At 59.8% G+C, this 13,829-nt stretch carries 10 protein-coding genes; 7 read left to right on the top strand and 3 right to left on the bottom strand.

From position 1 onward, the window contains the following. Window positions 1-20 precede the first annotated feature (20 nt). Complete coding sequence (locus ACEN8R_RS12435) at window positions 21-1,286, top strand: TIGR02270 family protein (RefSeq protein WP_495624923.1); 1,266 nt, start codon at window positions 21-23, stop codon at window positions 1,284-1,286. 101 nt (window positions 1,287-1,387) lie between these two features. Here the strand turns inward: ACEN8R_RS12435 and ACEN8R_RS12440 are convergent, their stop codons facing one another. Next, window positions 1,388-2,320 (bottom strand): helix-turn-helix transcriptional regulator, encoded by a 933-nt coding sequence (locus tag ACEN8R_RS12440; RefSeq protein WP_026286543.1) that lies wholly within the window; start codon window positions 2,318-2,320, stop codon window positions 1,388-1,390. A gap of 584 nt (window positions 2,321-2,904) precedes the next feature. Here ACEN8R_RS12440 and ACEN8R_RS12445 point away from each other — a divergent pair. The 4 genes from ACEN8R_RS12445 to ACEN8R_RS12460 all read left to right on the top strand — a co-directional run bounded on the left by ACEN8R_RS12445 (window position 2,905) and on the right by ACEN8R_RS12460 (window position 6,837). Further along, window positions 2,905-4,254, top strand: coding sequence for an MFS transporter (locus ACEN8R_RS12445; protein ID WP_019649133.1), 1,350 nt, complete (start codon window positions 2,905-2,907; stop codon window positions 4,252-4,254). A 98-nt stretch (window positions 4,255-4,352) separates the two neighbouring features. Then, on the top strand, window positions 4,353-5,045 hold the full coding sequence (locus ACEN8R_RS12450) for a fumarylacetoacetate hydrolase family protein (RefSeq protein ID WP_495624924.1): 693 nt from the start codon (window positions 4,353-4,355) through the stop codon (window positions 5,043-5,045). A gap of 43 nt (window positions 5,046-5,088) precedes the next feature. Further along, window positions 5,089-5,847 (top strand): SDR family oxidoreductase, encoded by a 759-nt coding sequence (locus tag ACEN8R_RS12455; RefSeq protein ID WP_192351133.1) that lies wholly within the window; start codon window positions 5,089-5,091, stop codon window positions 5,845-5,847. Between the two features lie 33 nt (window positions 5,848-5,880). Next, on the top strand, window positions 5,881-6,837 hold the full coding sequence (locus ACEN8R_RS12460) for a 2-hydroxyacid dehydrogenase (RefSeq protein ID WP_495624925.1): 957 nt from the start codon (window positions 5,881-5,883) through the stop codon (window positions 6,835-6,837). A gap of 98 nt (window positions 6,838-6,935) precedes the next feature. Here ACEN8R_RS12460 and ACEN8R_RS12465 read toward each other — a convergent pair whose 3' ends face one another. Beyond that, window positions 6,936-10,085, bottom strand: coding sequence for an efflux RND transporter permease subunit (locus ACEN8R_RS12465; RefSeq protein ID WP_495019369.1), 3,150 nt, complete (start codon window positions 10,083-10,085; stop codon window positions 6,936-6,938). Further along, complete coding sequence (locus ACEN8R_RS12470; protein WP_495624926.1) at window positions 10,082-11,191, bottom strand: efflux RND transporter periplasmic adaptor subunit; 1,110 nt, start codon at window positions 11,189-11,191, stop codon at window positions 10,082-10,084. The genes ACEN8R_RS12465 and ACEN8R_RS12470 overlap by 4 nt, the downstream gene beginning before the upstream one ends. A gap of 219 nt (window positions 11,192-11,410) precedes the next feature. Between ACEN8R_RS12470 and ACEN8R_RS12475 the strand changes: the two genes are divergently transcribed. Further along, entirely contained in the window at window positions 11,411-12,871 is a 1,461-nt protein-coding gene (locus ACEN8R_RS12475) for an efflux transporter outer membrane subunit (RefSeq protein WP_495624927.1), read from the top strand. A gap of 138 nt (window positions 12,872-13,009) precedes the next feature. Further along, window positions 13,010-13,795: an SDR family NAD(P)-dependent oxidoreductase gene (locus ACEN8R_RS12480; RefSeq protein ID WP_495624928.1), complete on the top strand. Its 786-nt coding sequence runs from the start codon at window positions 13,010-13,012 to the stop codon at window positions 13,793-13,795. Window positions 13,796-13,829 lie beyond the last annotated feature (34 nt).

Consider the following 13,829-nt stretch of genomic DNA (forward strand, 5'->3'; position numbering starts at 1 on the left):
TCGACCCAGGCAGGCTTAGTTTGATATCCCTACCCATCATCATCGACCAACACGCCGAAGAAGCCGGCTTCCTAGCCGTCCTGCGCGACTATGCCCAGCGCGCGCCGCATTACGATCTGGATGACCTCAGCAAGCTCGACAGCCGCATCGACGCCTACCTCGACGGCCTTCGAATCGCCGGCACCACCGGCCTGGAAACCCTCCTGACCCAACTCGGCCCACACGCCATCGGCGAGATGTTCGCCAGTGCAGTACTGGCCTTCGAGGCGGGTAACGCGCAGGTGTTGTCACGGCTCAGCGAGCACTTGCGCAGTGCCGTGGATACAGAGCGCGGTTATCTGATGGCCTTGGGTTGGCTCGACTGGGAATGGATATCGCCCTGGATCGACCGCATGCTCGCCTCCCCTGAACCTCTGTTCCACCGCCTCGGCCTGGCCGCCTGCGGCATGCACCGCTACGACCCTGGCCCTGCCCTGCTTACCGGACTTTCCCACGCCGACCCAAGCGTGCTGGCACGTGCCGCCCGCACTGCCGGCGAGCTGCGTCGTCGTGACCTGATGTCGACAATTCATGCCCACCGTCTACACCCGGATCCAGCCACGCGCTTCTGGGCCAACTGGGCCACCGCACAGATGGGCGATGAGCACGCCCTGGAACCGCTGCGCCAGTTCGCCGAGCAACCGGGCGAGTTCCAGTACCGAGCGCTCTGCGTATTGCTGGCCTGGCAAAAGCGTGAAAACAGCATCGCCTGGATACGCCAATTGATAGAGCACCCTGAGCAGCAGCGCATCGGCATCCAGGCCATCGGGCTGCTGGGCGACCCGTTCAGCGTGCCCTGGTTGATCCAGCAGATGAGCGACCTGTCTCATGCCCGCGTCGCCGGCGAAGCCTTCAGTCTGATCACTGGCGCTGACCTGGCGCTGCTCGACCTGGAATTGCAGGACATGCCGGATTTCGATGCCGGCCCGAACGACGATCCTGAGGACGCTAATGTCGCCATGGACCCCGATGAAAACCTGCCCTGGCCCGACCCGCAGTTGATCGCCGCCTGGTGGCGGGCCCATGGAGGCGATTTCCAGGCGGGCATGGGCTATGTGCTGGGGCTACAGCAGAGCGAGAGCAGTTACCGGCGCGCCCTTGTCCAGGGCCAGCAACGCCAGCGTATTGCGGCCGCCTTCGGCGTTGCTCGCTGGCGACCGAACGAAGTGCTGTTCCCCACCAGCGCACCCGCCTGGCGGCAAAAGATGTTGTTGGGGGAGCCAGCGTCGCTCGTTCGGCCCCTCTGAGGTTTTGCCAAAATAGAATGCAGCCCCTAAGCCACGCAGTATGGCTTGATCAGCACGGAGACTGGCTGCGCCCCCTGCGCTGCAATGTGAACGATGAACAATCACGTGTTGGACGGTGATTGCGGCGTATCAGGATTGAGTTGCTGACGCCTGAATTGCCCTGGAGGCTGGCCGTGGATCTGGCGGAAGCGTCGCGAAAAATAAGCCTCGTCAGCGAAACCGCACAACCTCGCCACCTCCCCCACCGGTCGTGTCCCATTGAGCAAATAATTGCGTGCCGCGTGCATCCTGCGCTCGAGCACCAGCTCAGTGAAGGTCTTGCCGATTTCCTTGCGCAACCAGTGCGTCAGGTACGTCGGTGACAGGTAAGTCGCAGCAGCCACCTTGATCAGGTTGAGGTCGGGATCGGCAATGTTCTTGCGCAAGTATTCGGACATCCTGCTCAGCGCATCGCGTCGGCTGACTTCGGCGGCATTCTCCTCGGCCAACCGCTTGAGCGGCTCGGCATACAAGGCACAAACGCTCCCCACCAGTTGCAGCAACAATCCCTTGAGCATCTCGCGAGTGCCGAACTGACGGTTTTCATCGAGCACGCGCATCTGTTCGATCAGGGCACAGACTTTGCTGAAATCTTCATCGGACAGAATGAAATCCAGATGCTCCTGAAAGCGGAACGGCGACAACTCGGGTGCCAGCAGAATCGAGACCTCCTCCAGGTCCATCGGGTCGCACTGCAAATGCGGCAACAGGAAGGTCTGGGAAAAGTTGATCACCATGAAATTGCTGTCGGCCGGATGCGGAATCACGTGCACGCGATGCGGCAGGATGAAGGCCAGCGTGTTGCGCGGAAACGGCCGCTCGACGTTGCCGATGTGCTGCACGGTATCGCCACCGAGGTTGACCTGGATCTGGAAATACTCATGGCGATGCGGGCTGGTTTCGGCGCGCCGGCCCTTTTTGTCGCGGATGTAAAAGTCCGTCAATTCGCTGCGTTGCTGCATGACGTAAGTGGGTACTCGACTCGGTGACGACATCGCCTGAGGATCCTCGACAGGTACATGGACAGGTTGTCGTCGCGCCGCGACGCAGGCGGCGACCGCAGTGATTGTGAAGGCAGACACCGCTGGCTTCAACATGTCATAGGATGACAACGAAACACAGAGAATTAATTGTATCCGTGTGTGATGTGTCGCCTGTCCAAAAAACTACGAGCGCACAAAAATATTTAATCATTTAAAAACATCAACTTATGAAGTGAATAACACATACCGAAGGAAATGAGCCGATTTGATTTCTCTTGGACACCTGCATTAATCGCCTTTTACAGGAGAAAAAACGATCTAACGCCTCCGTTGATTTTGAGAGGTTGTACGACCACTGTAACAACCAATGCAGCCCGACCCTTCCAAAAACAATCAAAAGGTGCGCTCGTGATGAACCTGCTTTTTTCCCTCGCCAACCCTCCCCCGACCGAGCCAGTCCGAAGGCGTATCTGAGCGCCTGACAGTAGCTGTCCGCGCCCTCATTCAAGTAGCGATTGCCCTGCCCCGGCACTGGGGGCATCGGCTTCGGCTGCGCGCGAACATCTCGATTCTCCTAACAATAAAAAGGTCTACTCATGTCGAATTCGCAAACCTCCCCGTCCACCGCGCCGTCGGTGAGCGCCGGCGCCCGGGACGCCCTGTTGCCTCAGCGACTACCGACGCGGCGGCGCTGGTTCATGCTGTCATTGCTGCTGATTGCGACCATCATCAACTACATCGACCGCGTAAATATCTCGATTGCCGCACCGTTCATGGCCAAGGATCTGGGCCTGGACAAGATCGAAATGGGCCTGATTTTTTCCGCGTTTGCCTGGACCTATGCACTCGCCCTGGTCCCCGCCGGGTTCATCGCCGATCGCTTCGGTTCCCGGTTCACCTACGGGGTGTCGCTGATCAGTTGGTCGACGGTCACCGTGTGCCAAGGCTTTGCCACTGGGTTCGCTTCGCTGTTCGGGCTGCGCCTGGCTGTCGGCGCCATGGAAGCTCCAGCGTTTCCGGCCAACAGCCGAGCGGTCACGGTGTGGTTCCCGGCCCGCGAACGGGGCCTGGCCAGCAGCATTTACGTGTGCGGCCAGTATCTGGGCACGGCATTGTTTACCGGCATGCTGTTATGGCTGGCCACGACCTATGACTGGCGCCATGTTTTCTACAGCACCGGGATACTCGGCATTGTGTTTGGTGTGATCTGGCTCTACGTGTACCGCGATCCGCTGAGCTGCAAGAACGTCAGCCAGGAAGAACTGAAGTACATCGAAGCCGGCGGTGGACTGGTCAAGAGCAGTCAGGAGCGCACCCGGTTCAACTGGCGGCAGATCGCCGAGCTGTTCAGCTATCGGCAGATCTGGGCGATTTGCATCGGCAAGTTCGCCAGCACCTCGGCGTTGTACTTCTTCCTGACCTGGTTCCCGACGTACCTGATCGAAGAACGCAAGCTGACCATGATCAAGGCCGGGGTCTTCGCCGTGCTGCCGTTCGTAGGTGCAACGGTCGGCATTCTGCTGGCAGGCATCGTCTCCGACTTGCTGATCCGTCGTGGTTACTCAATGTCCTTCGCTCGCAAGTTGCCATTGGTGGTCGGCTCGATGCTGGGGATGTCGATTGTGCTGGTGAATTTCACCGACTCGAACGTGATCTGCATTGCCGTTCTGACCATGGCCTTCTTCGCCCAGGGAATTGCCTCCTCGTCGTGGGCGGCGGTGTCGGAAGTCGCGCCGAAGGAGTTGATCGGATTGACCGGGGGGGTCACCAGCCTGGCTGCCAACATCGGCGGGATCGTCACCCCGATTGTGATTGGCGGAATCGTCCACGCAACAGGCTCGTTTGCCTACGCCTTCTGGTTCATTGGCGGCGTGGCGCTGATGGGGACCTTGTCCTATTCGTTGCTGCTCGGTCGCTTGTATCGCATCGAACTCAAGGCGCGCTGAGCCAAGAAACCGTTTTTCTCCAACACGAGACGGCTTTCGTCCAACTTTGCAAAAGATTGCCGCCGTACGCTGACGCTTCAAACAGGACGACTACAAAAATGACGATGACCGAGTACGTGTTTACCCCGGATCTGCCCGTGACCTTGCCGGTTGCCGGCAGCCAGCAGCGCTTTCCCGTTGGCCGAGTTTTTTGCGTCGGCCGCAACTACCCTTGGCCAGACACCCAAGGCCAGTCCCGCCAGCCGCCGGTGTTCTTCATGAAACCGGCGAGCAACGTGGTGGATGCGACGGGCGAAGTGACTTTCCCGCCATTGACCGAAGAGTTTGTCCACGAAATCGAATTGGTCGTGGCCATCGGCGAAGGCGGCGCCAATATTCCGGAGAGCCAGGCGCTGGCCTATGTCTGGGGCTATGCCGTCGGCCTTGACCTGACCCGCCGTGATGTCCAGCGTGCGGCCAAAAGCAATGGCTTGCCGTGGGAAGGTGCCAAGGTGTTTGACGGCGCCGCGCCGATGACCGCCATCGTGCCGGTGACTCGCGCCGGACACCCGGACGGTGATTTGTGGCTGAACGTCAACGGCGAAGAGCGCCAACGCGACAGCCTCGACAGCCAGATCTGGTCGGTCAGTGAAATCATCAGCCGCATCTCGCAATCGGTAGCGCTCCGGGCCGGTGACTTGATCATGACCGGCAGCCCGGCGGGCGTCGATGCGCTGCAACCGGGCGACATCATCAATGCCGGGATCGACGGCATCGGCCAACTGGAAATGCGCGTCGGTCAGCGACCTTGAACCCGACGTACGCTCTCGTGAATCGAAAAAAGGAGATAACAACATGTCCAGTCCTTTGAAAGTGGCCCTGGTCACCGGCGCCGGCAGCGGAATCGGCCGCGCCGTGGCGCTGGCTCTGATGGCAGACGGATTCACTCTGGTGTTGGCCGGTCGCCGAGCGGAGCCTTTGCAGGCCTTGGTCGAATTGGCGCTCAGCGAAGGACACGAAGCGTTGGCGGTGCCCACTGATGTGCGCGACCCGATCAGTGTCGATGCGCTGTTTGCCACCATCACCGAGGTATACGGACGCCTCGACGTGGTGTTCAACAACGCCGGGGTCAACGCCCCTGCTGTGCCGCTCGATGAGCTGACGTTCGAGCAGTGGCGAAACGTGATCGACACCAACCTCAACGGCGTTTTCCTCTGCGCCCGTGGTGCCTTCGCACTGATGCGCCGGCAACAGCCACAGGGCGGACGCATCATCAATAACGGCTCGATCTCGGCGCATACCCCACGCCCCTTCAGCAGCGCCTACACCGCCAGCAAACATGCGGTGCTGGGGCTGACCAAATCCCTGGCCCTGGACGGGCGTGAATTCAACATCGCCTGCAGCCAGATCGACATTGGCAACGCCCTGACCGAAATGTCGGTGCGCATGACCAAAGGCGTGCGCCAGGCCAACGGCACCATCGCCGTGGAGCCGATGGTGGACGTCAAACATGTGGCCGATGCCGTGCGTTACATCGCCGGCCTGCCGCTGGAGGCGAACGTCCTGAACATGACCGTCATGGCCACTGCCATGCCGTTTGCCGGTCGCGGTTGAACCGGTCTTTTTATTCCGCTACACGAGGTTTACATGAAGCCAGAAGTCTTGCAGCTCAGCCCGATCCTGATCCCTGAAATCAACGCGCGGCTCGATGAGCTGTTTACCGTCAGACGTTACTTCCAGCAGGCCGACAAGCAGGCTTATTTGCAGGAACACGGCGCGAACATTCGCGGGGTGATCACCGGCGGGCATACCGGAATCAGCCAGGCGCTGATGGCGCAACTACCGAAACTGGAAGTGGTGGCGGTCAACGGCGTGGGTACCGATGCGGTGGATCTGGCTTACGCCCGGGATCGCGGAATCCGCGTAACGGCAACCATCGGAGCGCTGACCGAAGATGTCGCCGACCTGGCCATCGGCTTGTTGATTGCCGTGTGCCGGGGTCTGTGCACCAGTGATCGTTATGTGCGTTCGGGCCAATGGCCCCATAGCCCGACGCCGTTGGCTCCGTTGCCGTTGGCACGTCAGGTGTCGGGCATGCGCATCGGCATCGTCGGCATGGGCCGGGTCGGCCGTGCCGTGGCGACCCGGGCCGCGGCGTTCGGCTGCCCGATCAGTTACACCGATCTGCAGCCGATGAGCGACGTGAACCACACGTTCATCGCCGATCTGAAGCAGCTGGCCAGCTACAGTGATGCACTGATTCTCGCGGCCGCTGCCGACAAGGCTGAAGCCATCATCAATGCCGAGGTGCTGCACGCACTGGGCAAGGACGGGTATCTGATCAACGTGGCGCGCGGCAAGTTGGTCAACGAGGTCGATCTGGTGACGGCACTGGCCGCTGGAGAGATCGCAGGTGCGGCACTGGATGTGTTTGTCGATGAACCGAACGTCCCCGAGACACTGTTTGCCAACGAGAACGTGGTACTGCAGCCCCATCGCGCGAGTGCGACGCTGCAGACTCGCACGCGAATGGGAGAGATGGTGGTGGCGAGCCTGGTGGACAGTTTCGCCGGGAGAATACCGCAGGGGTCTGTGACTGACTGAACGTTGGCCGCCGAGGAGACGTTGCGTCCCCTCGGCGGTTCGGTGTCAGGTAAACAGCCACGTCGACGCCCACTAAAGCAGCACGCTATGGCCTACGGCTAAAGCTCTGTGGTTTGGTGAACGTCGAGAGGACGAGGTGGCGTCCTATCCACCAGGCTTGCTTGCTTATTGGCGGGTTCAGTTTTCCCCGCATGGTCAGGACGGATCTTGAACCAGATGGAGTACATCGCTGGCAGGAACACCAGCGTCATGATGGTTCCGACAAACGTGCCTCCGATCAGCGTGTAGGCCAGCGTCCCCCAGAAGACGGAGTGTGTCAGGGGAATGAATGCCAGGATTGCCGCCAGCGCTGTCAGCAGTACCGGGCGGGCACGTTGGACCGTGGCTTCGACCACCGCGTGAAACGGATCCAGCCCTTCTTGGGCGTTGTGATGGATTTGCCCAATCAGAATCAGCGTATTGCGCATCAAAATGCCTGAAAGGGCGATTAGACCTACCAGAGCGTTGATACCAAACGGCTGCTGGAAGATAAGCAGTGTCGGCACCACACCAATCAACCCCAGTGGCGAGGTGAGGAACACCATGACCATCGCCGAGATCGAACGTACCTGCAGAATAATGATCAGCAGCGTCATGGCAATCATGATCGGGAACAGCGGCAACATCGCTTTACCGGCTTTACCCGACTCCTCGATTGCACCCGCCTGCTCGATCCGGTACCCGTCAGGCAGCTGGTCGATGACCGGCTGCAGCTCTTTCATGATCACGCTCGAGACGTCCGGTGGCTGCAGGCCTTCGGCAATGTCACCGCGCACGGTAATGGTCGGCGTGCGGTCACGACGTCGGAGGATCGGATCCTCCATACGAACATCGACCTCTCCCACCTGAGACAGCGGAATCCGCTGACCCGCCGTGCCCACCAGCGTAAAGCCTTCTATCCTGGCGGGATCGAGCCTGATATCACCCGCTGCGCGACCGACCACCTGCACCGAGCGAATGTCCTCACGAACTGCGGTGATCGGTACTCCGGTCAACAGGAATTGCAGTTGCTGCGCGACTGAGTTTGACGTCAACCCCACCGCCTCCAAGCGATCCTGATCCAGAGCGAAATGCAGCGTCGGCGTCAGTGGCCCCCAGTCAGTGTTGACGGTTCTCATCATCGGGCTCGACTGCATCACGTCCAGCACCTGGCCCGCGATCTCGCGCAATTTTGACGGATCAGGCCCCATCACCCGATAGGCAACAGGGAACGGCGAATATGGACCAAACACAAGCTGAGTCACCCTGACTCGCGCTTCTGGGGCAAGTCCCTCAGCAGCGGCTTCGCGGAGACGGAACTTGAGGGCCTCGCGCTCCTCCTGGCTGTCCGTCAGCACCACAATCTTCGCGAACGATGGATCAGGGAGTTCCGGCGCCATCGCCAGATAGAAACGCGGCGCGCCTTGCCCGATATAGGCCGTGACGATTTTTGCCTCACCCTGCTTTTGCAGCCAGGCCTCTATCTTGGCGGTGGTGGCGCTGGTCTGCTCAATGGAGGTTCCATAAGGCATTTGCACTTCAATCAATACCTCTGGACGGTCCGAGGTAGGGAAGAACTGTTTCTTGACCAGGCTCATGCCGAGAATCGCCACGCCAAACATTGCGATAACAGTACCGGCTACCAGCCATTTGCGAGCGATGACACGCGTCAACACCTGGCGGAAGCGGTTGTAATTTCGGGTGTTGTAGATGGCCGCATGACCACCCTCCACCTTCTTGATGTTCGGCAACATCTTCACACCCAGGTACGGGGTAAAAGCTACCGCAACCACCCAGGAGGCAATCAGGGCAATGCCCACGATCCAGAACATGTTGCTGGTGTACTCGCCGGCTGTCGACTGCGCGAAACCGTTGGGCATAAAGCCGATAGCCGTCACCAGCGTACCGGAAAGCATCGGCGCGGCTGTATGACTCCAGGCGTACGCGGAAGCTTTGATGCGGTCGTAGCCCTCTTCCATTTTCACCACCATCATTTCGATAGCAATGATGGCGTCGTCCACCAACAGTCCGAGCGCCAGAATCAACGAGCCAAGGGTGATACGGTCAAAGTTCTTTCCAGTGGCCGCCATCACCACAAACACCACAGCCAACGTCAACGGCACAGCCGCAGCGACCACAACGCCTACACGCCAGCCCATGCTGAGAAAGCAGACGAGCATCACCACAAGCAGCGCGACGAAAAACTTGACCATGAACTCGCCGACGGCCGAACTGATATTTACAGATTGATCGGTGACCTTGGAGAGCGTCATGCCCAACGGCATGCCTTCATTGATCTTGACCGTCTCCGCGTCCAGCGCCTTGCCCAGGTCAAGACCGTTCCAACCCTCACGCATCACGATCCCCAGCAACAAGGCCTCTTCACCGTTATTACGCACGAGAAAGGTTGCCGGATCTTCATAACCACGTTCGATCGTCGCCACGTCCGAGAGCTTCAGCGTCCGCCCCTGAACCGCAATGGGTGTGTCACGAATCTTCTGCACCTTATCGAAGGCGCCATCCAGCCGAAGAAAAACCTGCGGCCCGTCGCTTTCGATCGAGCCGGCAGGCGTGAGCACGTTCTGATTATTCAGCGCGGCAAAGATGTCCTGAGGCGATACGCCCAAGGTGGCCAGCCGATCATGGGAAAAGGAAACAAAGATGCGCTCGGGTTGCTCCCCAATGATGTTGACCTTCTTCACGCCCGGCACATGCAACAGTTGTTGGCGCAACGACTCTGCATCACGCACCAACAGTCGCTGCGGTTCGCCTTTGGCTTTCAGGGCGAACAGTGCAAATGTCACGTCCGAAAACTCGTCGTTGACCATTGGCCCGATGACACCCGCCGGCAGCTTCCTGGCCTCATCGTCGAGCTTTTTACGCGCCTGATAGAACTCCTCCTGCACTTGCGAGGGCGGCGTGCTATCGCGCAGTGACACCATGGTGAAGGCGAGGCCAGGACGGGTGTAGGTTTCCGTGCGGTCGTACCATTTCAGTTCTTGCAGGCGCTTTTCAAGTGGCTCTGCTACCTGATCCTGCATCTCCTGCGCCGTGGCGCCCGGCCACGCGGTAATGACCGTCAACTGCTTGACCGTAAACGGAGGATCTTCCGCACGCCCCAGCTGGAAGAACGACAGGATGCCCGCAACGGCGATCAGGAAGATCAGAAACACCGTGATGGAGCGCTCGCGAACGGCGATCGCAGAGAGATTGAAGCGCCCCTCGCTCATTGATGACTCCCTGCGACCTTGACGCCATCCGGTTGAGCCAGCCTCACCTCCTCACCATCGCGCAGCAGATGCGCGCCTAACGCTACAATCTGCTCGCCGACCTTGAGATCGCCTGCGACTCGCGCTGCGTCGTCGCTCAAGCCCAAGACTTGAACAGGTCGCCAGGCCACCTTCGCAGGTGTACCGGCAATGACCCATACGCCAGTGCCTTGGCCTGGGTCATAAACGGCGGCGATCGGCACTTGCAGCCCCTGCCCTTGCGTGGTGCTTTCAGCGATCCGAAGCGTGACGGTCGAACCTAGCGGTGCATTGGCCAGCGCGCCCTCAAGCACATACCGCGCCTCGAAGGTGCGTGTCATTCGGTCGGCCGAGTCAGAAAGCAACCTCAGCTTCGCTGTAACAGCACCCGTGGTATTGCCATAAAGCGTCGCCTGCGCGGTGGATCCTGCTGCGGGGCGTAGCGTCTCGGGCAGATGCACGATGGCTTCACGTTGCCCCGCCCGCGCCAGTCGAACCACGGGCTGTCCCGGGCTGACGACTTGTCCGGGCTCGGCGAGCGTCTCCACCACTACGCCGTCGGAATCCGCAAACAGCACCGCATAACCAGAAGCATTGCGGGCTACATCAGCCTGCGCTTCAGCGGCGCTGAGCTGCGCCTTTGCGGTATCCGCTGCGGCTTTGATCTGGTCGTAAGCCGATGCGGAAATAGCGCCTGCGGCGACCAGGTCGCGATATCGCGCTTCGTCATCTGCAGTCTGCTTGGCTCGGGCCCGAGCGGCGATGACTGACTCTTGCTGTGCTCGCGCCTGCAACCCCAGGTCGATTGGGTCGAGACGCATGAGTGGCTGACCGCGCTTAACGGTCTGACCGGTGTCAACCAGACGCTCAAGCACCTTGCCTGATACCCGAAAACCCAGATCGCCCTGGACGCGGGCAGCCACGACGCCCGTGAAAGAACGTGAGACGTCGGACGAACCCTGAACCGCAGAGGACCTCACCAGAGGGGCATGCGTACGTGGATCTTCAACGGTGGATGAGTCGCCACACGCCGTCAGGACGAGAGGCAACAAGCAAGCGGCAATGGGGACAGGTCGAAGCCGGCGCATAGGTTCCCTTACTTAAAAAATAGGACAGGCACCACATTCTCAGTCTAGTGACCATATCTGTCAATGGTCACGAATCATGAAGTACCGAACCCCATGATCTCAGCACTAGTATTGCCGAATACTGCTGGCAAACCTCGAGCTCAGCCCAAAGAGCGTCGATTGACAGACAGTGACCATAACGTAATATAGTCACAAACATCCTCAATTGAAGGTACCTCAATGCCTCCCCTCCGCCCCATTGCTCTCTTGGTGAGTGCCAGCTTGATGACAGGTTGCGCGGTCGGTCCGGACTATCACCGTCCGGACGCCCCACTGTCGGACCATTACTTGGGGCAGTCTTCTGTCGAACAGAGGCCTGGGGCGACGCCGGCCAGTCTTGTCGCCTGGTGGGAAGGCTTTGGTGATCCGCTGTTAGCCGACTTCGTCTCCAAGGCACTTGAGCAGAACCTGGACCTGGCGCAGGCGTCGGCGCGAGTCACGCAGGCACGGGCCGGACTGGGCGCTGCAAATGCCGCTTTACTGCCCTCGGGGAACATCAGCGGACAGGCCGCGCACTCCTACCAGTCAATCGAGACTCCGCTCGGCCAGGTGTTGAACTCAACGCCTGGCTATGACCGGTACGGAAGTTCCTACGAGGCCAACCTCGATGCCAGCTGGGAGGTAGATGTCTTTGGCGGATTGCGCCGCGGACGCGAGGCTGCTCTGGCCGAGTACCAGGCTTCCCAGGCGGGCGTCGCTGCCACACGATTGGCCGTCGCTGCACAGACCGCCGATATCTACATCACTATCCGCGGACTGCAGACCCGGTTGGACATTGCGAACCGACAAGTCAAAACACAGCAGGAGCTACTAGAGAAAGTCCAATTGCTCTACAGCAAGGGGCTCGCCGCCAACTATCAGGTTCGCCAGGCCGAAGGGGCGCTATCGCAGGTCCAGGCGACAGTGCCGGTCCTGCAGACCGGTCTGGATGCTGCCATGAATGCGCTGGATGTCATGCTCGGCGCGCCGCCAGGCACTCACCGCACACAACTGGCAAGTGCGGGGAGCATTCCTGTAGCGCCGCAATTAAAGGCGATGGGAACGCCGGCCGATTTGCTGCGCCGCAGGCCAGACCTCATTGTGGCTGAGCGCCGTCTTGCGGCCTCAAACGCACGCATCGGGGAGGCGATTGCTGAGTACTACCCGAAATTCTCCCTTAGCGCATTGCTGGGTAGTGCTACGGCTGTATCCGCAGGCAATCTTTTCACCAGCGGCGCCAGCCAGTCGGCGGGCGTATTGGGACTGCGCTGGAGACTCTTCGACTTCGGTCGCATAAACGCCCAAATCGACCAAGCCAAGGGACAGGAAGCCGAAACCCTGGCCGCTTACCGTCAGTCCGTGCTGCGCGCCACCGAGGATGTCGAGAACGCGTTCTCCTCCCTGGTGAATCGGGAAGCTCAAGCAACCACCCTCACCGGGGGAGAGGCGTCTCTGACACAGGCTCGCCAATCGTCGTTCATTGCCTATGAGAAAGGCACGGCCAGCCTGATCGACGTCCTGCACGCCGACGAGACGATGCTGCAGGCTTCCGATGCTCGGGCACAAGCACGAACGGAATCGGCACGGGCGGCGGTTGCGGCATTCAAGGCGCTCGGTGGTGGCTGGCAGCCTCCTGAAACTCAGCCTGTTGCGACACGATGATTTATCCAGGTGACGTAGCACTTGATGCACGCACCTCCCCCCTCTTTCAGCTACTACCCAATCCGAGAGTGGGTTCGCTCACCGACTGACGCGGTCAGCAGCCAATTGCTCAATAGAAACCAACCGGAGTACAGCGAAATGAAGTCGAACGAAAATTCCTGGGTGCTCATCACCGGCGCATCAAGCGGATTTGGCGAGGAGTTTGCCCGGCAATATGCAGCGCAGGGAAAATCGCTCGTTCTGGTAGCAAGAAGGCTGAGTAAGCTCGAAGCGCTATCGGCGCAGTTGCGCGAACGCTTCGGCGTTGATGTGATCGTCGAACAAGTAGACCTGTCCTCGATCCCGGCGATCATCGGACTGCATGAGCGACTCAGCGAACGCAATATAGTGATCGATGTGCTCATCAACAATGCGGGTCATGGATTGCAGGGGCCTTTCCTGGATCAACCTCTGGATGAGTCCCTGACCATGATTGATTTGGATATCGCCAGCCTGACAGCCCTGACACGCCTTTTCGCGGCCGACATGCGAGCCCGCAAACGTGGGCACATCCTGATGGTCGCCAGCTTGCTGTCCTTCCAGGGCGTGAAGAATTTCGCCGTTTACTCTGCCGCGAAAGCCTATGTTCTTCGCTTCTCTGATGCGCTTCATCGCGAACTGAAAAATGACGGCGTCGTCGTTACCGCACTGTGCCCAGGAATGTCGGATACCGGATTTGCAGAAAGCGCCAAGCAAAAGATCACGCCGGCCTTAAAAATGGTGATGATGCAGCCTCAACCCGTCGTACGCGCAGGAATCCGTGCGCTGCAAGCCGGACGCATGAGCGTGGTGCCGGGTTTTGGCAACAAGGCCATTACTGTCTTGACTTGGGCCACACCTCGTCGGTTTCATCAGGGCCTTATGGCGCAGGTGATGGGAGTCTGAGGGGACGACAAAGAGGCCTTTTACCTCAGGGGAA

The sequence above is a fragment of the Pseudomonas sp. Pseusp15 genome (assembly GCF_059492165.1).

Excerpts from the sequence above, each read along its gene's own strand:
- ACEN8R_RS12470 (WP_495624926.1), bottom strand. The coding sequence starts at position 11,191 with ATGCGCCGGCTTCGACCTGTCCCCATTGCCGCTTGCTTGTTGCCTCTC.
- ACEN8R_RS12450 (WP_495624924.1), top strand. The coding sequence starts at position 4,353 with ATGACGATGACCGAGTACGTGTTTACCCCGGATCTGCCCGTGACCTTG.
- ACEN8R_RS12455 (WP_192351133.1), top strand. The coding sequence starts at position 5,089 with ATGTCCAGTCCTTTGAAAGTGGCCCTGGTCACCGGCGCCGGCAGCGGA.
- ACEN8R_RS12460 (WP_495624925.1), top strand. The coding sequence starts at position 5,881 with ATGAAGCCAGAAGTCTTGCAGCTCAGCCCGATCCTGATCCCTGAAATC.
- ACEN8R_RS12445 (WP_019649133.1), top strand. The coding sequence starts at position 2,905 with ATGTCGAATTCGCAAACCTCCCCGTCCACCGCGCCGTCGGTGAGCGCC.
- ACEN8R_RS12465 (WP_495019369.1), bottom strand. The coding sequence starts at position 10,085 with ATGAGCGAGGGGCGCTTCAATCTCTCTGCGATCGCCGTTCGCGAGCGC.
- ACEN8R_RS12480 (WP_495624928.1), top strand. The coding sequence starts at position 13,010 with ATGAAGTCGAACGAAAATTCCTGGGTGCTCATCACCGGCGCATCAAGC.
- ACEN8R_RS12475 (WP_495624927.1), top strand. The coding sequence starts at position 11,411 with ATGCCTCCCCTCCGCCCCATTGCTCTCTTGGTGAGTGCCAGCTTGATG.
- ACEN8R_RS12440 (WP_026286543.1), bottom strand. The coding sequence starts at position 2,320 with ATGTCGTCACCGAGTCGAGTACCCACTTACGTCATGCAGCAACGCAGC.